General features: G+C 62.4%; 15 protein-coding genes and 1 riboswitch. Of the genes, 8 read left to right on the plus strand and 7 right to left on the minus strand.

The window, feature by feature from the left end:
- The first annotated feature begins 85 nt into the window (after positions 1 to 85).
- Positions 86 to 243: riboswitch (guanidine-I (ykkC/yxkD leader) on the plus strand.
- Positions 244 to 300: 57 nt separating this feature from the next.
- From M0D68_RS25295 to M0D68_RS25325, 7 genes are all read left to right on the plus strand, one after another.
- Positions 301 to 1,056, plus strand: a complete 756-nt coding sequence (locus tag M0D68_RS25295) for an urea amidolyase associated protein UAAP1 (protein ID WP_266225679.1) — start codon at positions 301 to 303, stop codon at positions 1,054 to 1,056.
- An 11-nt stretch (positions 1,057 to 1,067) separates the two neighbouring features.
- Entirely contained in the window at positions 1,068 to 1,724 is a 657-nt protein-coding gene (locus M0D68_RS25300; protein ID WP_054042339.1) for an urea amidolyase associated protein UAAP2, read from the plus strand.
- Positions 1,721 to 5,344 carry an urea carboxylase gene (uca, locus tag M0D68_RS25305; protein WP_266225680.1) on the plus strand — a complete coding sequence of 1,208 codons (3,624 nt, stop codon included), beginning with the start codon at positions 1,721 to 1,723 and terminating at the stop codon, positions 5,342 to 5,344. Before M0D68_RS25300 ends, uca begins: the two co-directional genes overlap by 4 nt.
- A 105-nt stretch (positions 5,345 to 5,449) precedes the next feature.
- Complete coding sequence (locus M0D68_RS25310) at positions 5,450 to 6,421, plus strand: ABC transporter permease (protein ID WP_266225682.1); 972 nt, start codon at positions 5,450 to 5,452, stop codon at positions 6,419 to 6,421.
- Between the two features lie 79 nt (positions 6,422 to 6,500).
- On the plus strand, positions 6,501 to 7,412 hold the full coding sequence (locus M0D68_RS25315; protein WP_200620327.1) for an ABC transporter ATP-binding protein: 912 nt from the start codon (positions 6,501 to 6,503) through the stop codon (positions 7,410 to 7,412).
- Positions 7,413 to 7,584: 172 nt separating this feature from the next.
- Positions 7,585 to 8,262 (plus strand): heavy metal response regulator transcription factor, encoded by a 678-nt coding sequence (locus M0D68_RS25320; RefSeq protein ID WP_097396675.1) that lies wholly within the window; start codon positions 7,585 to 7,587, stop codon positions 8,260 to 8,262.
- The gene (locus M0D68_RS25325; protein ID WP_211706364.1) at positions 8,262 to 9,836 is read left to right on the plus strand and encodes a heavy metal sensor histidine kinase; all 1,575 of its coding nucleotides are present in this window, start codon (positions 8,262 to 8,264) and stop codon (positions 9,834 to 9,836) included. The genes M0D68_RS25320 and M0D68_RS25325 overlap by 1 nt, the downstream gene beginning before the upstream one ends.
- 16 nt (positions 9,837 to 9,852) lie before the next feature.
- Here M0D68_RS25325 and M0D68_RS25330 read toward each other — a convergent pair whose 3' ends face one another.
- From M0D68_RS25330 to M0D68_RS25350, 5 genes are all read right to left on the minus strand, one after another.
- Positions 9,853 to 10,284: a hypothetical protein gene (locus tag M0D68_RS25330; RefSeq protein WP_200620328.1), complete on the minus strand. Its 432-nt coding sequence runs from the start codon at positions 10,282 to 10,284 to the stop codon at positions 9,853 to 9,855.
- A gap of 15 nt (positions 10,285 to 10,299) precedes the next feature.
- Positions 10,300 to 10,959: a hypothetical protein gene (locus tag M0D68_RS25335; protein ID WP_266225683.1), complete on the minus strand. Its 660-nt coding sequence runs from the start codon at positions 10,957 to 10,959 to the stop codon at positions 10,300 to 10,302.
- Between the two features lie 131 nt (positions 10,960 to 11,090).
- The gene (locus M0D68_RS25340; RefSeq protein WP_266225685.1) at positions 11,091 to 12,584 is read right to left on the minus strand and encodes an efflux transporter outer membrane subunit; all 1,494 of its coding nucleotides are present in this window, start codon (positions 12,582 to 12,584) and stop codon (positions 11,091 to 11,093) included.
- 27 nt (positions 12,585 to 12,611) lie between these two features.
- On the minus strand, positions 12,612 to 13,769 hold the full coding sequence (locus tag M0D68_RS25345) for an efflux RND transporter periplasmic adaptor subunit (RefSeq protein ID WP_266225687.1): 1,158 nt from the start codon (positions 13,767 to 13,769) through the stop codon (positions 12,612 to 12,614).
- 217 nt (positions 13,770 to 13,986) lie between these two features.
- Complete coding sequence (locus M0D68_RS25350) at positions 13,987 to 17,232, minus strand: efflux RND transporter permease subunit (protein WP_266225688.1); 3,246 nt, start codon at positions 17,230 to 17,232, stop codon at positions 13,987 to 13,989.
- Positions 17,233 to 17,516: 284 nt separating this feature from the next.
- Here M0D68_RS25350 and M0D68_RS25355 point away from each other — a divergent pair, with 284 nt between their 5' ends.
- Complete coding sequence (locus tag M0D68_RS25355; RefSeq protein WP_093645887.1) at positions 17,517 to 17,789, plus strand: DUF4148 domain-containing protein; 273 nt, start codon at positions 17,517 to 17,519, stop codon at positions 17,787 to 17,789.
- Positions 17,790 to 18,115: 326 nt separating this feature from the next.
- On the opposite strand, the gene M0D68_RS25360 is transcribed toward M0D68_RS25355, so the two are convergent.
- Both M0D68_RS25360 and M0D68_RS25365 read right to left on the minus strand, forming a co-directional pair.
- On the minus strand, positions 18,116 to 18,877 hold the full coding sequence (locus M0D68_RS25360) for a hypothetical protein (RefSeq protein WP_266225690.1): 762 nt from the start codon (positions 18,875 to 18,877) through the stop codon (positions 18,116 to 18,118).
- A 68-nt stretch (positions 18,878 to 18,945) separates the two neighbouring features.
- Positions 18,946 to 21,447, minus strand: coding sequence for a TonB-dependent receptor (locus M0D68_RS25365; protein ID WP_266225692.1), 2,502 nt, complete (start codon positions 21,445 to 21,447; stop codon positions 18,946 to 18,948).
- Positions 21,448 to 21,510 lie beyond the last annotated feature (63 nt).

Genomic DNA, 21,510 nt, shown 5'->3' on the forward strand with positions numbered 1-21,510 from the left:
CAATGCGCTTTCGGCTTCAGCAATATCACGCTGGCACGCAACTCGCTTAGCTACACATCGAGAGGTGCGAAGTAATTTGCATCATCTTCAGGATCGCTAGGGTTCCGGTCGTACCGCTTTAAAGGCTTCCAGAAGGCTTCAAAGCGCGCACACGATGTCTGGTCCGAGAGCAATCCGGTCTTGCCGTTCACCTTCTTTCAAGGCGTCGGCGAGGCTCCACGGAGGGATAAAAGCCCGGGAGGTCGCGATGTCGGTCAATCGCCCTCTCATGCTTTTTCCCAACCGATACCTGGAGCCTCCATGTCGACGCAAACCTCAGTCGATCTCGCACCGATCCCGCAAGTGTTGTGGGAAACGGTGATTCCTGCCGGCACGCATTGGTCCGGCCTGCTGCGCCGTGGCATGGCGCTGCGCATCGTCGATTCCGAGGGCGGCGCCAATCTGGCCGCCGTGTTCTACCGGCACGACGAGCCGCTCGAACGCTACAACATGGCCGATACCTTGAAGGCGCAGCACACCGCGCATCTGACGCGCGGCCACGTGCTCTATTCGGATATGGGCCGCGTGATGGCGTCGATCACCGCTGATACGCTCGGCTGGCACGATCCGCTAGGCGGTCTCGGCGACGCCGAACTGTTCGCCGACAAATACGGCACAGCCCGCTATCAGCAACATCGCAATGCGATGGTCCGCAACGGCCGCGACTGCCTGTTGCTCGAACTGGCCAAACACGGTCTGGGCACGCGCGATCTCGTCGCCAATATCAATTTTTTCAGCAAGCTCGCAATCGGTGAAGATGGTTCGCTCGACTTCGTAGCGGGACATTCTCCTGCCGGCGCCGCCTTCGATCTACGTTTCGAAATGGACACGCTCGCTGCGTTTTCGAGCGCACCGCATCCGTTGAACCCTTCCTCCGAATACGAACCGAGACCCGTCAAGCTGATCGCGTACCGCGCGTATGCCGCCGACGCCTCCGTACCGGCCGACGATCCTTGCCGCGCCGCGTGCCCTGAGAACGGGCGCGGCTTCGTCAATACCGATCGTCTGTTCGTTTAAGGAGACCCGCGATGCCTATCATCGAAAGCAAACTCGACATCCGTCACGCGGTCTACGACCTCACGCTGCCGTCCGGCGAGCCGTGGCTGCACGAAATCAAACGTGGCCAGTTGTTCCGCATTCTCGACCTGGAAGGCAATCAGGCCGTCGACACGCTGTTCTACAACAGCGCCGATCCGCTCGAACGCTACAGCGCGCAGGACACGATTCGCGCGCAACGCAATCTCTATCTGTCCGCTGGCAGCGTGCTGATGTCGAACCTGGGCAAGCCGATGTTGACCATCGTCGCGGACACCTGCGGGCGTCACGATACGCTCGGCGGAGCCTGCGCCGCCGAAAGCAATACGGTGCGTTACGCGCTCGACAAACGCTATATGCACAGCTGCCGCGACAGTTTCCTGCATGCCATTACGCATTGCACCTGTGGCGTCGGCACGCAGCTGACCAAGCGCGACATCGTTAGCAATATCAACTTTTTCATGAATGTACCGGTGACACCGCTCGGCAAATTGACTTTCGAAGACGGCATTTCCGCGCCGGGCAAATACGTCGAGATGCGCGCCGAGATGGACGTGACCGTACTGATCTCGAACTGTCCGCAGTTGAACAATCCGTGCAACGGCTACAACCCGACGCCCGTGCGGCTGACCATCTGGGACGCCCAATGACATTCGACAAAGTCCTGATTGCCAATCGCGGCGAAATTGCCTGCCGCGTGATTCGCACGCTCAAACGCCTCGGCATTGCGTCGGTTGCGGTCTATTCAGAGGCCGATCGCCACGCCATGCATGCGATGCTCGCCGACGAAGCGGTCTGCATCGGTCCGGCGGTAGCTGCCGCCAGCTATCTGAATAGCACGGCGATTCTCGAGGCGGCGCGTGCGACCGGCGCGAATGCCGTGCATCCCGGCTACGGTTTTCTCTCGGAGAATGCGGTTTTCGCGCAGGCCTGCGAAGACGCAGGCATCCGCTTCATTGGGCCGCGCCCCGCGCAGATGCGTGAATTCGGCCTGAAGCACACGGCACGCGAGCTGGCACGCGCGAACGACGTAGCGCTACTACCCGGCACCGGCTTACTGCCTGATGTAACTACCGCGTTAAACGAGGCCGAATCGGTCGGCTATCCCGTGATGCTGAAAAGCACCGCGGGTGGCGGGGGCATCGGCATGTCGCTGTGCCGCGACGCGGCGCAGTTGGAGAATATGTTCGCGTCGGTCGCTCGGCTTGGCGAGGCCAACTTCGCGAACGCGGGCGTCTACATCGAAAAATTCGTCGAGAACGCGCGCCATATCGAAGTGCAGATTTTCGGCGACGGCCAAGGCGGCGTGATCGCGCTCGGCGAACGCGACTGCTCGGTGCAGCGGCGCAATCAGAAGGTGATCGAGGAGACGCCCGCGCCGGGTTTGACCCAAGCCGAACGCACGGCATTGCACGCAAGCGCCGTGCGCCTCGCGCAGGCTGTGAAGTATGAATCCGCCGGCACAGTCGAGTTCGTATTCGACGCTGACACGCGGCGCTTCTATTTCCTCGAGGTGAACACGCGGCTTCAGGTCGAACATTGCGTCACGGAGGAGGTGACGGGTGTCGACCTGGTCGAGTGGATGATCCGTCAGGCAGAGGGCGCGCTTGCGCCGCTCGACACGCTGGTTCCGACATCCAGCGGTGCGAGCATCCAGGTCCGCCTGTACGCTGAAGATCCGCACAAGCAGTTTCAACCGAGCGCGGGCGTGCTGACCCACGTCGCTTTCGCCGCCGATGCGCGCGTCGATACCTGGGTCGATGCAGGCACAGAGGTCAGCGCGTTCTACGACCCGCTGCTCGCGAAGATCATCGTCAAGGGCGCAACACGCGATGCGGCGCTCGCCGCCATGCGCGCCGCGCTGGCGCAAACGCAGCTTTACGGCATCGAGACGAACCTCGACTATCTGCGCGCGATCGCCGGTTCGGCGACCTTTGCGCGCGGCGAGCAAACCACCGCCTTCCTCACTCGTTTCATGTTCGCACCGCACACCATCGACGTGCTCGACGGCGGCGTGCAGACCACCGTGCAGCAGACGCCGGGACGGGTCGGCTACTGGGACATCGGCGTGCCGCCGTCAGGCCCCATGGACGATCTGTCGTTCCGGCTCGCTAACGAACTGCTCGGCAATCCGACCGATGCGGCCGGACTCGAATGCGCGATGGTCGGTGCGACGCTGCGCTTCAATACCGCGACGCTGTTCGTGCTGGGCGGCGCGCCGCTCGCCGCCACACTCGACGGTCAGCCGGTCACGCTCTGGCAGGTCACGCGGGCGCCGGCGGGTTCGGTGCTCAAGCTCGGCGGCGTGACCGGCGCGGGCATGCGTGCCTGCCTCGCACTTAAGGGTGGCTTGCAGGTGCCGGACTATCTCGGCAGCAAGGCCACCTTCACGCTGGGCCAGTTCGGCGGCCACGCGGGGCGCGCCCTGCGCAAGGGCGACGTGTTGCATCTTGCCGCCGACGCAGGCCGCGGCGAATCGGGCGCGCAACTCGATCCGGAGCGCGTGCCGGTGCTCACGCACGACTGGACTCTCGGTGTGCTCAACGGTCCCCACGGTGCGCCGGACTTCTTCACGCCCGATGACATCGCGATGCTGTACGGCACGCGCTGGACGGTTCACTACAACTCCAGCCGCACAGGGGTCCGCCTGATCGGTCCGAAGCCGCAATGGGCGCGCACGGACGGCGGCGAGGCCGGGCTGCATCCGTCGAATATTCACGACAACGCGTATGCGGTCGGCGCGGTCGATTTCACGGGCGACATGCCGGTGATCCTCGGTCCGGATGGTCCGAGTCTTGGAGGGTTTGTCTGTCCGGTGACCGTGGTGGGCGATGAACTGTGGAAGCTCGGGCAACTGCGGCCGGGGGATACGGTGCGGTTCGAACCGGTGCGTGCGCAAGCATCGCTTACGACGTCGGCAGCACCTGCAGCAACCGCAACAACGATAAACCTCGGCACTCACGACTGCATTCTCTACAGCGATCCATCGGCCGGTGAGGGCACAGGCGTGGTCTACCGCCGCTCCGGCGATCAGAACGTGCTGGTCGAATACGGCCCGCTCATGCTGGACCTGAACCTGCGCTTTCGCGTGCATGCGCTGATGAACTGGCTCGATGCACACCGGCTGCCCGGCATCGTCGATCTCACGCCGGGCATCCGTTCACTGCAAGTGCATTTCGACCCGCGCACGCTATCGCACGACACCTTGCTCGCGCATCTTCAGCAGGCCGAGCGCGAACTGCCCGCCGTCGACGAGATGCGCGTGCCGAACCGCATCGTGCATCTGCCGCTGTCATGGGACGACCCGTCGACGCGGATCGCGATCGAACGCTACATGCAATCGGTACGGCCCGATGCGCCGTGGTGTCCGAGCAATATCGAGTTCATTCGCCGCATCAACGGTCTGGAAAGCATCGACGACGTGAAGCGCATCGTGTTCGACGCGCGTTACCTGGTCATGGGTCTCGGCGACGTCTATCTCGGCGCGCCGGTGGCGACGCCGCTCGATCCGCGTCACCGGCTCGTCACCACCAAATACAACCCGGCGCGCACGTGGACGCCGGAGAATGCCGTGGGAATCGGCGGCGCCTATCTGTGCGTGTATGGCATGGAAGGGCCGGGCGGGTATCAGTTTGTCGGCCGCACCGTGCAGATGTGGAACCGCTACCGCACCACGCGCGAATTCGAAGCCGGCAAGCCGTGGCTCCTGCGGTTTTTCGACGAGATCCGCTTCTATGAAGTCAGCGAAGCCGAGCTGGCCGAGTTGCGCGCCGACTTCATCGCGGGCCGCGCGAGTCTGAAGATCGAGGAATCGGTATTCGATCTCGGCGCGTATAACCGCTTCCTGAAAGACGAAGCCGAATCGATCTCCGCCTTCAAGCGTTTGCAACAGGCGGCGTTCGACGAAGAGCGCGAACGCTGGAATGCCGCGGGGCACGCGGAGTATGTCGGCGAGCCGGGCAGCGACGCGGGTTCGGCCACCGGCTACGGGGCGGACGACGCGCTGGCGGCAGGCCAGCAGAGCGTCGTCGCCGACGTCTCGGGCAGCGTCTGGAAACTGCTCGTCAGCGAAGGCGAACGCGTGAGCGAAGGGCAGGTAGTGGCAATCGTCGAATCGATGAAGATGGAAGTGTCCGTTGCCGTCACCGAAGACGGTGTGATCGAAGCGATCGATTGTGCAGCCGGCGCAGCGGTTGTCGCCGGTCAGCGCCTGATGGTGCTGCGTGCCGACGTGGCGGCCGGGACCACCGAGGAGGCGACGTGCAAATGAAGCAAGCCGACGAACTTTTCGAATCGATGTCGATTGTGGCGCTGCAGTCGCGCCGCAAGTCAGGTGGATCGAGTTCCGATACCGAACGCTGCCCCGGAGAATCCCATGACCGTCATTAACAGAAGCGACTGGTTCGCGGTACGCCGCGAACTCTCCTCACGCGGCAAGTGGCTATTGGGTTTCGGTTCTTTTTTGTTGCCGGTTCTCGTCTGGTGCATCGTCAGCTATGTGCCGTTCGTCTGGCATCCACAGGTACTGGTCGAGAATCCGGGCAGCGTCGACTATTTCCAGCCCGGCATGCGGGTCGACAAGGACGTGTTCGCCGATGAACTGAGCCATGCCCAAGCCGGCCACACGGCGCTGCCGACGGGCGAACCGGTCAACCCGGTGTACCTGCCCGCGCCCCACGAAGTGCTGCGTGCGTTCTACACCGCATTCACGACGCCCCCTGCGTCGCGCGACGGCGTGTGGCTGCATCAAAGCCTGTGGCACAGCATTCAGGTGATCTTCTGGGGCTTTCTGCTGTCGTCGGTGATCGGCGTGCCGATCGGCATCGTCTGCGGGACTTACAGCGCGATTGCGCGGCTGCAGGAGCCGTTTTTCGAGTTCTTCCGCTACTTGCCGGCGCCCGCGTTCGGCGCGTTGATGGTGGCGATCCTCGGCATTTATGACGGTCCGAAGATTGCCATCATCGTGATCGGCACGCTGTTCCAGCAGGTGTTGATTGTGGCGAACACCACGCGCAAGCTGGAGTATGGCCTGTTCGAAGCGGCCATGACGCTCGGCACGAAGAAACTCAAGCTGCTCACGCACGTGGTGATTCCCGGCATCCTGCCCGACCTGTACCGCGACCAGCGCATCCTGCTCGGCTGGGCATGGACGTATCTGATCGTGGCGGAACTGGTCGGCACCAGCTCCGGTATCACCTGGTACATCACGCAACAGGCGCGCTATGAGCATTTCGACAACGTCTACGCGGCGATCATGATGATCGGGATTATCGGACTCGGCACCGATCTCGTGCTGGCCTATGTCGGCCGCAAGCTGTTTCCGTGGGACCGCACGCTCAAGGCGTAGCGGGACCGTTTGCGCCACGGCCCGATGTCAAACATCGCAGCGCACAGCACCTCATTGCACCGCATTCAAGGATTCAATCATGTTAAATCCGCAGCCGATTCCGTCATACCTTATCCAGTCCGACGCGGTGCGTGAGCGTTTCGACCGTCTGAAGTCGCGCGAGGTGATTCTCGAAGTTCGCGATCTCGACAAGCGCTTCGAGAGCGCGCAGGGCGAGTGCACCGCATTGAACGGCATCAACTTCAAAACGCACCGGCGCGAGTTCGTCTGCGTGATCGGACCGTCGGGCTGTGGCAAGTCGACTTTGATCCGCATTCTTGCCGGCCTTGAGCGGCAGACCAGCGGCAGCGTGCTGCTCGACGGCAAGCCGGTAGAGGGGCCCGGCGCCGATCGCGGCATGGTGTTTCAGGGCTACACGCTGTTTCCGTGGCTGACGGTCAAGAAAAACGTCATGTTCGGTTTGAAGATGAACGGCCACAGCACCATGCACGCGGAGCGCGACGCGCTGCAATGGCTCGATCTGGTCGGTTTGACGAAGTTCGCCAACGCGTATCCGCATCAATTGTCTGGCGGGATGAAGCAGCGCGTGGCGATTGCACGTGCGCTCGCGAACCGGCCGCGGATTCTGTTGATGGATGAACCGTTCGGCGCGCTCGACGCACAAACCCGCGCGAAGATGCAGACGCACTTGCTCGATATCTGGCGCAACATCGACGTGACCGTGCTGTTTATTACGCACGATCTGGACGAAGCGATTTTTCTCGCCGACCGCATCCTGGTGCTGAAGGCAAATCCCGGTGAGGTGCAGGAATTGATCGAGGTGCCGGTGCCACGTCCGCGTGACTATTCACAGGCCACGTCGCCAGAATTTCTTGCCACCAAGGCGCGGCTCGAAGCACTGATTCATCCGCCCACGGCCGTCGATGAGGAAGACGATGTCGTCAAGCCGCATATGGTCCGGATGACGGACGTGACGGATAACGTCGAGTAGGAACGAAGCGCGCTTGAGCCGGGAGGGGCTATTCGCCGTTCTGCGGGCAGGTATGGCCGGCCACCGTCCACCGTCCACCGTCCACCGTCCACCGCCAACATTACCAAATCGTAATCATCAGACGCTCCGCTTGCCGGTATGATTTAAGGGTCAAGCACAGCGGAGCACTCTCATGCGAATCCTGGTGATCGAGGATGAGCTTAAAACAGCGGCTTATCTGAAGAAAGGCCTGGAAGAATCCGGCTACGCGGTCGATGTCGCGAACGACGGCCCACAAGGGCTGCTCCTCGCGCAGGAAGAAGAATACGACGTGATCGTGCTCGATGTGATGCTGCCCGGCATGGACGGCTGGACCATCGTCAAGACCTTGCGTAGCACGCGTACCACGCCGGTGCTGTTTCTCACCGCTCGTGACGACGTCGACGACCGCGTGCGCGGCCTCGAACTCGGCGCGGATGACTACCTCGTCAAGCCCTTCGCCTTCGTCGAATTGCTGGCCCGGGTGCGCACGCTGGCGCGTCGGGGGCCGCCGCGCGAAAGCGAACTGATCAAGGTGGGCGATCTGGAAATGGACGTCAATCGCCGGCGCGTGAAACGCGGCGGCGTGCGTATCGATCTCACGCCGCGCGAGTTTTCGCTGCTGCAACTGCTCGCGCGCCGCCAGGGCGAAGTGCTGAGTCGCACGCAGATTGCGTCGTATGTGTGGGATATGAATTTCGACAGCGACACCAATGTCGTCGAAGTCGCGATCCGCCGGTTGCGCACGAAGATCGACGATAACTTTCCGGTCAAGCTGATTCATACGGTGCGCGGCGTCGGCTATGTGCTCGAAGTGAAGGACGCCGCGTGATGCGCGGCCGCTCGCTGGCCGCGACGCTCGCGCTGGCCTTCGGGGTCACCACGCTCGCGGTTTTCGTGCTGGTCGGCAGTTTTCTGTACCTTGCGCTGGACAAGCAGATCAAGGCGCAGGATGACCTCGACATCGTGCTTGCTGCGCGCCATGCAAGGCGGCTCGTCGAAGAGCTCGATGCATCGAACGGCATTCGAGAGCATGGCGACCGGTTGACCAGCATCGTGCTGGGCAATGAAGCGATGTCGATGGAAGTGTTCGGTCCCGATGGGCATATGGCGATCGAGCACAATGCGGGAGAGACGTTTGCGACGCAGGGTGGCGCGGCGAACGGGGCTACCTCGGCAGCGTCAAATGCGCCTGATGATTCCGTTGCGCTCAATTCGGCAAGCGAAACGGGCACGGCGAATGATCTCCATGATCCCGGCGAGACCGCTGAAGCGGGCGGCGTCGAGATGATCGCGGCGCTGCCACCGCTAACGCGCATTGCCGCTACTGCGCGCATCACCGACGTGGATATCGGCAACTGGACCGGCCGCAACGGCGCACCGATCCGCGGCATCCTCGCGGACGCGCGGCTGCACAACGGCGACACGGCGACTGTGCTGATCGCGCGCAATATGAGCGACCGCTGGCGGCTGCTCGACCGCTATCGCGACAAACTCAACCTGGCCGGCGCAGCCGGCGTGATTCTGGCGATGCTGTTGAGCTATCTGTTGATTCGCGCCGCCTTGCGGCCCTTGCGCGATATCGCGGCGAGTGCGGGCCTCGTCACGGTCAATCGCCTGAATACGCGGATCACGGTGGCGCGCGTGCCGAGCGAACTCGAAGCGCTGGTAAACGCGCTCAATGCGATGCTCGAACGCGTCGAGCACGGCTTTCAGCGTCTTTCGCGTTTCACCGCCGACCTCGCGCACGATATGCGCACGCCGATTAGCAACATGCGCGGCGCCGCCGAAGTCGCACTTGCCCGGCCACGCTCCACCGACGAATATGAGGCGCTGCTCGCATCGAGTCTGGAAGAGTGCGACCGGCTCTCGCGAATGATCGAAAACGTGCTGTTTCTTGCGCGTGCTGAGCATCCGCAGTTCGTCAAACATATGCGCGCGTTCGAGGCGGGGCAGGAACTGACGCGGATCGCGGAATACTTCGAGGGCATCGCAGACGATGCGCATGTCAGGGTGCAGGTCACCGGTGCGGCGACGCTGACGGCGGATCTCGAACTGTTTCGTCGCGCCGTCAGCAATCTGCTGGCTAACGCGATCCGCTATACGCCGAGCGGCGGCGAGATCGGGCTCGATGTTCGCGCATCGGCCGACGCCGTGCGCGTCACGGTGTCGAACCAGGGACAACCGATTGCTGCCGAGCACCTCGATCGGATCTTCGACCGTTTCTATCGCGTCGACCCTTCGCGCAGTTCCTTGCCTTCGTCTGGCATGTCGCAAGGGTCCACGGGTTCGACGGGGCTCGGGCTTGCCATCGTCCGCACGATCATGGAGTTGCACGGCGGCACGGTGCATGCGGAGAGCGATGCGCGGAGCACGCGGTTTGTGCTTACGTTCCGGCGGGTTTAGGGGGGCGAAGTGCGAGCTATGACTTGATCTCCACTGCACCACAAAGCACGGCCATTTCAGCACCGCATGACGGCTCCAGAACAAAGAGCGCTTGTTGACCGGCCTGCAATTGCTGAAAGCATTGCTCAACCTTTTCGTTGGTAATCGCTGCGGGCCTGGAATCAACGCGGCCGCCAAGCCACTCCAGCCAATTGCGCACTTCACCAAGCGAGAAGTTGTACCGCGGCGAAATCAGTAACCGTGACACGACATTCTGAGCGGCGAAATCAACCGTGCGCAAGGTGACGACGCCGAGAAACCTTATCGATTCGCGCTCGCCTCCAACACGCCTGAAGCAGAGTTCCAGTTCATGTTCGTCGGGACGGTGTTCGATACAGACGAGTTCTGAGTCGTGGAAGCCTGGAAACTGCTCAACGCGCCTGATATCAGTGTAGGTAGTTTGATTCATAGTCGTTCCTTGAAATCAGGGCATGGGCATTGCCAGGCCCGGCCCGCGTTTGAGGTTCCCCGAAAATGGGTCAATGGTCCAATGATGGGCATGAGGGAGCCCTTGGCCGTGGTCATGATCGTAGTCGATATCGACGACCGGTCTTCCATCGCCGCTGAAGTCATCCATCGCGTTCAGCATGGCGTTGCCGGTGATTGCCTTGCGCGCCGCTTCGATTTCGTTCACGCGGTCCACCATCGCGTTGTACTGGTCGATGTAGTCCCATGCTGCATTCGCGGACAAACCCATCCCTTCCATCACCAACTGGTGGAAGCTCTTTTTGACAACGGGGGGCGGCGCACCGACACCGGCACTACCGACGCTGACCGGGCGTTCGGCAATCACAACCACGCTGCCCCCACGTACCATGTCGTGAAGCACCTGTACAACTTCCAGATCGGAGCCTTTTGCCACTAGCCGGTCATGCCAATGGAAGTTGGCACCGAGAAATTGACGCACGCGTGCGACTAAGCCGACATCGTTCGCCCATATGTCAGGGTATGCCGCAAGCGTGTACTTTCGGCCCGCATCGGCGGCCTCTTGACGTCTCGCCTGCGGCTCGAACCGCAAGTAACGCTCATCTCCTCGATACAACATGTACCGTTGCCTCGAGTCTGTCTTCAATTCCATTGCCATACCAATGTCTCCGCTGGTTGAGCGGAGAACATCGTAAAGATGGGTAACCACGCAAACGTAAAGGTATGTGAACGAGCGCGCCAGTAAGTGTTGCTCGACGCATTACAGGCATTCGGCGGCAGAGAGCCTCATCAGGCCGGAGTTCGCTCGCTACCGCCTACGGTCGCCAAATCATGCGTCGCCGCAGCATCCCCCTCGTTATGCCACGTTCCACCCAGCGCCTTCAACAACAACACACTCGATTCCAACTGCCGTGCCGCAATCTGATCCGCGGTGCGCTCGTTCGTCAGCGCGATCGTCTGCGCGGTCACCACGTCGAGATAACTGACCGCGCCCGCGTTGAAGCGGTTTGTCGTCAGCCGTAGCGACAGATCGGCGGCCGTGGTCGCGCGCTGTTGGCTGGCGGCTTCGTCGGCGAGCGAATGCAAGGCGGACAGATTGTCTTCGACCTGCTGCAAGGCCACCAGCACCGTTTGCCGGTAGTCGGCGACCGTGCCGTCGTATTGCGCCGTCGCGCCATGCAGAGTGGCCGTGCGCCGGCCGCCGTCGAACAGCGTGCCGGCGAGTTGCGATCCGAGCGACCAGAACAGACTCGGTGCGCTCAGCCATGGCGCAAAGAAGGTGCTTTCCAACCCAGCGCTTGCCGACAGCACCAGATCGGGGAAGAAGGCCGCGTGCGCCTCGCCGATCTGTGCATTCGCTGACGCCACGCGCCGTTCGGCGGCGGCAATGTCGGGACGCCGTTCGAGCAGTTGCGAGGGCACGCCGACAGGAATTGCCGGCGGCGTCGCAGCCGAGCCGTTCGGCGGCAGCGTGAAGGTGGAGGCCGGCTCGCCGATCAGCGTGGCAATCGCATGCTGCATCTGCGCGCGCGTCACGTCGATGTCCGTGTCCTGCGTGCGTGTCGCTTCGAGTTGGGTAGTGGCCTGAGCGACCGCCGAGGCATCGATCGCGCCGTCTTTCAGTTGCTGCTGCAGCAGGTTCAAGGCGGCGGCATAGGCGGTCACGCTGTCGTCCAGCAGCTTCTTTTGCGTGTCGAGCGAGCGCAGCGAAAAATAGTCGACGGCGAGGTCGGCGCTCATTGACAGGCGCACGGCTTCGAGATCCGCTTCGCTCGCCTGGGCATCGGCCTTCGCGCCGGTCACGCTATCGCGCACGCGGCCGAACAGATCCGGCTCCCAACTCGCAGACACACCGGCCGAATAGTCGGGAATGGTCTTGCCCGCCAGCGCACGGTCCACGAGATTCTGCGAGGTTCTCGAACGATTCTGGGCGGCACCGGCGGTGATGGTCGGGAAGAAACCGGCACGCTGATAGTCCACCATCGAGCGAGCTTGCTGCACCTGCGCAACCGCCTTGCGCACGGTCTGATTCGAGACGTCGACGCGCGCTTCGAGTTGATTCAGGACCGGATCGTTGAAGATGGTCCACCACGGGCCACGCGGTGCGGCGTCGGCGGGTGCGGCCTGGGCCCAGCCGGGCGCCGCGCCTGCGTATTGCGCGGGGATCTCGGCGGTGGGGCGCTGGTACGGCGGCAAAGTCGAACAGGCGCTCAGCAGTGCGCCGACCAGCGTGACCACAATCGAACGCCGCAACAACGGGCGCGGAAGAGATATCGGAGACATTCGGCTCATCCTTTCGATGACTGGCGCTCAGCTATGCGTGGCCGGCGCGATCTGCACGAGCTGGCCTGTGCTCAGCGAATCGCCGGGGTTATCGATCACGCGGTCGGTCGCCGCGAGGCCCGTGGTGATTTCCACATGCGTGCCGAAATCGCGGCCGATGTGCACCGTCTTGAGCGCCGCACGGCCATTGCCGTCGACCACGGCGACCGTCACGCCGTCGGGGCGGAAGAGCAGGGCGCTCACAGGCAGATCGAGCGCCGGTGTGGTCGACCGCAACTGCAGATGCACCTGCACGTACGCACCTGGCATCAACGCACCATTCTTGTTATCGACGTCGACCTCGACGCGCAGCGTGCGGCTCGACGGATCGATCGAACCGGTTGTGCGCGCCACTTTTGCGGCGATGCGCCTCCCGGGATATTGCTGGGCGGTCAGATATACGCCGGTGTCGGGCGTAACGTAGGGCGCGTCGTTCTGCGGCACGTCGACGAACACACGCAGCACGCCGGTCTGCTGGATATGAAACAGCTCGCCCGACATGCCCGCCGTACCGGGCGTCCCGCCGGCCGTCACGAGTGCACCGACATCGACGTTGCGCGCGGTGATCGTGCCGTCGAACGGAGCCGTGATCTTCTCGTACGACACCAGCTCGGCAAGATGCGCGACATTGGCCTGAGCCGACGCCAGCATCGCGCGGCGCGCTTCCATGTCGCTGACCTTCGTATCGGCGTCCTGCTGCGCGACCGATTGCGTTTTCAGCATCTCCTGCCAGCGCTGCGCGGTGGTCTTCGCGAAGTCGAAGTTGGCCTGCGCGGTGGCTTCGTCGGCACGGGCCTGGCGCAGTTGTGCGTCGAGATCGGGCGCATCGATCGTGGCGAGCGTCTGGCCGCTTTTCACCTGAGCGCCGATGTCGGTGTTCCAGTGCGCGAGGTAGCCGCTCGTGCGCGCATAGATCGACGCTTCGGCGAACGGTGTTACCGCGCCGGGCAGCAGCAGCTCGTTGACGGCCGGCGCCGGGCGTGGCGTGACCACGGATACGCTGAGCACGCTTTGCGCTTGCGTCTGTTGTGTCAGCGCGGCGCTTGCGTGCAGACGCGGCACGATGCCCACGATCAGTAACGCTGCGGCGAGGCCAGCCAATAGGAACGGCCACACGCGGCGGCGCGAATTAGGGCTTGGGGTCATGTCAGCGGAGCGTGCGGTTCCGGCGGCGTTGGGATGCGAGTATTCGTTGCCGCTCGTGGCCTGAGCGGACGGAGCCGCTTGAGCGGTCTCAGTGGCATGCACGGTATCTGCGGCGCGGGCAGCTTCTGCGGCTCGATCAGACTCAACAGCCGGTTCAGACCTGTCGCCGAGGTCCGGCGGAAGTGATGGATTGTTCATGAGCTAGTTCTCGTCGGAGTCAAAGTGTGCGGGCGGGAACACGGGATTCTTCTGCGGCGGTGCGAGCCGCGCGGCGTTTGTCGAGCCACGCATGCACCATCCCGTAGACGACCGGAACAAACAGCAAGGTGGACACCGTGCCAAGCGCAAGGCCGCCGATCACCGCGCGGCCGAGCGGCGCGTTCTGTTCGCCGCCGTCGCCGAGTCCGAGCGCCATCGGCAGCATGCCGATCAGCATGGCGAGCGCGGTCATCAGCACCGGACGGAAGCGGCTGAAGCCTGCCTCGAGCGCGGCCTGCAGCGGCGGCTTGCCACCGTGGTGGAATTCACGCGCGGTGTTGATCACGAGAATGCTGTTGGCCGTGGCAATGCCGATACACAGAATGGTGCCGGTCAGCGCCGGCACACTCAGGCTCGTGCCGGTGCTGAACAACATCCACGCAATCCCCGCGAGCGAGCCCGGCAAACCGCTGATGGTGATGAACGGATCGATCCACGACTGAAAATTGACGACCATCAGCAGATAGACGAGGGCAATCGCGAACACGAGACCGCTTGCGAGGCCGCTGAACGAATCGTGCATCGCCTGCACCTGGCCGCGCACCACGATCGACGCGCCCGGCGGCAATTGCGGCCGGATCTGATCGACGAGCCGATTCACGTCGGTCGCCACGCCGCCGAGGTCGCGCCCTTGGGCAGACGCGAAAATATCGAGCACCGGCTGCACGTTGTAGTGCGAGACGACGGCTTGCTGGGTGACGCGTGTCAGCGTGCTCATCGCGCCGAGCAGGTTCTGCGGAGCGGGGCCGTTGCCGGTTGCCGCAGCGGACGCCGTCGCCACGCCCGCACTTGCGCCACCGTTCTGCGCGACCGGAATATTGGCCAGCGCCTGCAGTGAGTTGATGTCGTACTGCGGCATCATCGCCATCAGCGGATAGCTGACACCGTTGTGCGGATCGAGCCAGAAATTCGGCGTGGTCTGCGAACTGCCTGAGAGCGCGATCAGCAGGTTCTGCGATACGTCGCGTTGCAACAGGCCGGCCTGAATCGCTCGCGTACGGTCGACATTCACATTGATCGCGGGTTCGTCGCCCGGTTGCTGGATGCGTGCATCGACGAGACCGCGCACACCGCGCAGTTGAGCGAGCAAGCGGTTCGCCACGACGCGATTGGCGTCGAGCTTGTTGCCGACGATCTGGATATCGATCGGCGCAGGCAAGCCGAAGTTGAGAATCTGACTGACGATATCGGCGGGCAGGAAGGCAAACGCGACGCCGGGGAAATCTTTGGATAGCGTGGTGCGCAGCGTCGCCACATAGGCGGCGGTGGGCTTGTGTCCGGCTGCGAGCGTGATCATCACGTCGGCGTCTTCCGGGCCGATCGGGTCGGATGAATCGTAGGTCAGGTTGATACCGCTCACCGGCACGCCGATGTTGTCGAGCATGGCCGCGAGTTCCTGCTTCGGAATCACGCTGCGCACACGGGCTTCGACTTCATCGGTGATGCGCGCCGTGTCTTCGATACGCGTGCCGGTCGGTGCGCGCAGATGCAGGCGGATCTCGCCGGTATCGACCGCGGGGAAGAAATCGCGGCCGGCAAATGGCACCAGCACGAGCGAACCGATACACAGCAGCAGGAAGACCGCAATGAAACGGCGCGGGCTCGCGATTGCCGAACCGAGCACGCCGCGATAGCGTTCGCGCAACCTTTCGAAGCGATGTTCGAAGGCGACCTGGAAGCGGACCAGGCGCGCAATCGGGCCGTTGCCCGTGGCCGGCGCGTTACTGCGCGCACGCATCAGGTACATCGCGAGGGTCGGCACCAGCGTGCGCGAGAAGAAATACGACGCGATCATCGCGAACACCACCGCTTCGGCGAGCGGCACGAAGAGATAGCGGGCAACGCCGGAGAGCAGAAACATCGGCACGAACACGATACAGATCGACAGTGTCGAGACGAAAGTCGGCACGGCAATTTCGCCGGAGCCGTTCAGAATCGCTTCGTGCAACGGCTCGCCGTTTTCCAGATGGTGCGTGATGTTTTCGATCGCGACGGTGGCGTCGTCGACGAGAATACCCACCGCGAGCGCGAGACCACCGAGCGTCATGATGTTGATGGTCTGGCCGAGCGCGGACAGTGCGATCAGTGAGGTCAGCACCGCGAGCGGAATCGACACCGCGATGATCAATGTGGCGCGCCAGCTGCCGAGAAATAGCAGGATCATCAAAGCTGTCAACGCCGCGGCGATCACGGCCTCACGCGCCACACCCATTACCGCCGACTTCACGAAAACCGATTGATCGGACAGCGCGGTGATATGCAGCGCACTCGGCAAACCCGCCGCGATATGCGGCAGCATCGCCTTGACCTGCTGGATGATGGTCAACGTGGACGTGCTGCCGGATTTTTCGACGGTGAGCAATGCGGCGCGTTTGCCGTTGCTGCGCACGATATTGGTTTGCGGCGCATAGCCGTCGCGCACATGGGCGACGTCGCGCACGTACACCACGCCGCCGGCTACCGTTTTGATGGGCAGGTCGTTCAGCGCGGCCACCGTGTCGGTGCTGCCGTTCATCTGCACGTTGTATTCCTTCGTGCCGATCTTGGCGGTGCCGCCCGGCAGAATCAGGTTCTGTGCGTTGACGGCGTTGACCACATCGAGCGGGGCAAGCCCTTTAGCCTGCAGCGCGCGCGGATCGATATCGACCATGATCTGCCGTACCTTGCCACCGAACGGCAGCGGCACCGCCGCGCCTTGCACCGTCGCGAGTTGCGTGCGGATCTGGCTGTTGCCGAGGTCGTAGAGCTGCTGTTCGGACAGCGTGTCGCTGGAGAGTCCGAGCTGCAGGATCGGCACCGTCGACGCGTTGTACGTGATGATGTTCGGTGGCAGCGTGCCAGGCGGCAGCACGCGCAGGATCGACGCGGAATTGGAGGCCGCTTCGGCGATCGCGCGATTGATGTCCGCGCCGGGGTGGAAAAAGATCTTCACCACCGAGACGCCGTTCAGCGATTGCGACTCGATATGCTCGATATCGTCGACGTCGGAGGTCAGCGCGCGCTCGTAGTTCGAGGTGATGCGGTTGGCCATATCCTGGGCGGAAAAGCCGTTAAACGTCCAGACGATGCTGACCACCGGGATGTCGATGTTCGGAAAGATATCGGTCGGCGTGCGCAGTATCGCAAGAGGGCCGACGATAAAGATCAACACCGCGAGGACCACGAATGTATATGGGCGGCGCAGCGCGAGCTTGACGATCCACATGACGGTTTCCTGAAAAGAGGCAGAGGGAGGCGCGCGGGGGTTGATGCGCCTGGTGGCGCGGGGCGCGGGCTTCTTCGTTGGTCAGGAGTGTGGCGTTTGCGCACTTACCGGGTGTGGTCCGGTTGATTACCGTTCTGTTATCTGGTTTTTTTTGATTTGTGCTTAGGCCAGGTGTGTAGATAACAAAACAGTAATCTTCGGGTCAGTGCTCCGACAGGTGAAATGACAAGAATGGGAAGCGTGGTTCAAGCCACTCATTTCTTGCACTTCATCGGAGAGACATCATGAAATTGCTTACCGCTATTGCTGTTGCTGCTCTTAGCCTGCCGTTTGGGGCTACTGCGTTTGCTCAATCAAATCCGTCAGGGTTGACCCGTGCTGAGGTCATTGCTCAGTTGAAGCAGGCTCAGGCTGAAGGGGTCGTGCCTACGTCTAATAATGACTATCCGCCTACGGCCAGGGAGATTGCTCGGAATCGGCAGATTTATGCTATTCAGCATGGGGGGGATGGCGCTGTGAAGACTGCTGCGGATCAGGCTGCGGCGGCTTCTAATTGATGCTGCATCCGGACTCACGCGGTGTTGGCCTTTCCTTGATTTGCTTTTCGTCTATTAGCGTTGCCCCTGTGCGGGGCGGCACCTACTTCTCTTTGCCGGCTGCAAAGAGAAGTAGGCAAGAGAAAGCAGCTCAAACCGCTAATGCTAACTGGGCACCGTAGCTTGCAACAGGTAGTGGTGCATCTGGAATCTGGGTTCGTGCACGTTCGAGCGTCAGTGACAAGGGCGTCATACTTCCGGCGACGCTGCGCGCGCCGAAGAGCGGTTCATAAAACCGATCACTTTGTTTTCGCGCTCGGTTTTATCCTCCGCTGTGATCGTGTTCTTCAACTTAAGCCCAGCGCCCAGTCCACCGCTGCGTCGAACAAGCTGTTTCCCGCCGGCGACAAGTTGGCGAAGGTGTCGTTGTTCAGGAAAAACATCACGCGACGTGCGGGGGCCAGCGATTCGTAGTCCATCGTCGCACCTTTCTCGTACGCGAAGATCGCCGCCTTTTCCGGTTGGCCATACAGCGTTGCAATCGTCGTCGCGCCCAAGCCCGGTTTGCCCCAGCTCATCGCGGCCTGTTTGATATATACGTTCGTTACGCCTGCCGGTAAACCGGCTGCGATCGGGTGCGGTGCGTTGACCAGCCACAGGTAACGCTCCTTCTCCGCGTCGCCGAAATCGACGTCGTGACGCTTGCCCGTCATCGCGAAGTCGTCAAGTAAATCGTTCTCCCATGTCAACAACGGTTTGGCCAGGTAGCGCCAGCCACCTACTACCTGTTTCGATGAGACCGTCGATGAAATAACAACGAGATCCGCATCGCCGACGGCCTCCGGCGGTTGCGCCTGGTCCTGCATGCGCACGCTGTAGCCGCGCGCTTCAAGGTGTGTCGCGATCTTCTGGTCGACAACCAGGCTCGGCCCGTTGAGTTGCACGACCATCACGATCTTCTTGCCAGTGCGTGGCCCGCTCGTTGCCGCGCTTGCTGCAGGTGTCGTGACCGCCAGCAGGGCGCCAAGGCCCGCTGCTGCGGTGAGAAATGTTCGGCGCTTACGTGTGGGCGCTGAGCTCTGTTCAGCGCGGCGATTCTGAAGTTTCATGACGATTCCGGTCTCGTGTTGATCAAGGGAATGGGTGTATTGAGTGCGAGGTGCGATCGCGGTACGGCCTAGAACTCGAGCGTCGACAGCAAAGAGACCTGACGTGCGTCGCCAACCGACACGAAATACTTGTTCACGCTCGACGGGTAATAAGTCTTGTTGAACAGATTTTTCACGTTGAGCTGGAACGACAGATGCCGATTGCCAAGTTTCGTCTCGTACGTGGCGAAGGCGTCGGCGACGGTGTAGGCCGGTAGCGTAAAGCTGTTGGCCGAATCGCCCGGCCGTGGGCCGACGTAATGCGCGCCGGCGCCGACTCGCAACTGATCGCCACCGAAGATCGTGCCGAAGTCGTACACCGCCGCAAGCGATGCAGTATTCTGCGGGGCGTTCCACAAACGCTTGCCGGCGTAAAGCGGGTCCTCGGTGGTCTTCGCGTCGATGTACGCGTAGCTCGCAATCACGCTCCAGTGCTGGCCGATCTGGCCGGCTACGTCGAGCTCCACGCCGCGCGAACGCGCTTTGCCGGCCGTGCGCCAGTCGGTCTGTTTGGTCGTGTCGTTGTACTGCTGCACCAGCACGTTCTTCTTGTCGATATTGAACAACGCCAGCGCGCCGCTCAGGCCGTTGGGCATCGCCACCTTGGCGCCGAGCTCCCACGAGGTGGCTTCCTCAGGCAGCACCGATGAATCGATTACCACGCCCGAAGACAGCGGCGCGATCGTCGAAGTCGGTTTGAGCGACTGCGTGTAGCTCCCGTATAGCGATACCGTGTCGGTCCATTTGTAAACCACGCCCGCGCGCGGCAGCCATTTGGTGCCGTTAATGTCGGTATTGACGACAAATGGCCGGCCCTTTCCCGCGATCTGGTTGTAGCTCAGAAAGCGCGCGCCGCCGATCAGGATCCATTTGTCGGTGAGGTGCAAACTGTCCTGCAAGAAGAGCGAGCGGTCGTGCAGCGTGTCCGTCTGATCGCTGTCGCTGGCCGACACCGTGGTCGACGGACTCTCCAGACCGTAGACCGGACGGAAATAGTTGAACGGATATTTCGTGGCCTGGCGCAGCAAGTCCTTGCGATAGATGCGGCGGTATTCGTCGTCGATACCGACCTGCAAATCGTTGCGCAAGCCGGCAATGTCGAAATGGCCGTCCACATAGGCGATCGCGTAGCTGTCCGTGCTGAGCGCGCCATGCGTCGCATCGTTGCTGCGCGACACGGCGCCCGTCGTACTGTTGATGCCTTGCACGCGTAACTGACCCGCGTCGTAGGTCTCGCGGTTGTAGCTGTAGCCGAAGTGCGCCTTCCAGTTGGCGTTGATCTGATGGTCGACGCTGATCTGCGCGAGGTTCGATTCGCCGTCCATTTCGTTGAACGGTTCGTCGAGACGTTCGCGGCTCGAGATCGCGAGCGGTTTGTTGGTCTTCGGGTCGAGCGCTGTGCCGCGGTCGAACGGATAGAGAAACTTTCTATATTCGTACGACACCACCACCTGCGTATCGCGTCCATACCATGCGAGCGACGGCGCCACGAGCGTCTCGCGATGTTCGCCGAAGTTGCGCCAGTATTGTTCGTCGGTCTGGTCGACGACCAGCCGGTAGGCGAGGCCGGAGTCGCCGATCGGCCCGGTCGTATCGAACGTCGCGCCGGCTCCATTGCGACCGTGTCCGTAGGTCGAGCCGAGCACGGAGATCGCGTGATACGGTTTGAGCAAAGGTTGCTTGCTCACCACGTTGACAACGCCGCCCGGATCCATGATTCCGTACAGCAGCGAAGTCGGACCTTTGAGCACTTCGACACTGTCAGCGGCTGCGTTCAGCGCGCGCCCCTGCACAAGCGGCATGCCATTGTGCATGATCGAACCGTCGCGATTGCCGCCAAAACCGCGCTTGAGCAAGGTGTCCTGCGTGCCGGCCAGCGTATTGCCTTGCACGATGCCGCTCACGTTCGCGAGCGCGTCGTCCAGATTGCGCGGACGTTGGTCGTGCAATACCTGAGCCGGCACGATGTTGACGGCTTGGGCCGTGTCGAGTACCGGTGTATCCGAACGCGTCACCACTGCGTCGGCAGGTGGCCGGTAGCTGCCGGCTTTCACCGTCGACGAACTGACGGTCACGGCGGGGAGGGTGGTGCCGTTCCCGTTGCCAATGTCCGCTGAAGGCTCAGTACGCTGCTCGAGCGTATAGCTGCCATTGGACTGTTGCACCGCGCCGAGCCCCGTGCCGCGCAGGATTCGACCGAAGCCTTGCTGTATGTCGTAATCGCCGCGCAGACCTTCGCTCATGCGGCCGTCCGTCAGCACCGCGGGAAACGACAGCAGCAGTCCGCTCTCACGTCCGAAGCGATTGAGCGCCGCTTCGAGCGGGCCAGCCGGAATGTCGTAGCTCTTGCGCGGCGACGCTGCCGAAGCGGATGGCGCATCGGCGGCCAGCGCGACATTGAACGGCAGGCCCGCCGAGATCAGCGCAGCCGTTGCAATATGCCGCGCGAAGTGTGCCGGCTGTCGAGCGCGCAAAGCGCCGCGGCTGCTACGGCTGCCATTGCCGGCGCCGGTCTTTCGATGCTGTGCCATGTTCAAAGCTCGCAGGAAAGTAGACGATGTGTTGCTCTCATCTCCCTTGTCACGCGAGATTCG

The organism is Paraburkholderia sp. SEWSISQ10-3 4, assembly GCF_030464785.1.
GTDB classification, from domain to species: domain Bacteria; phylum Pseudomonadota; class Gammaproteobacteria; order Burkholderiales; family Burkholderiaceae; genus Paraburkholderia; species Paraburkholderia aspalathi.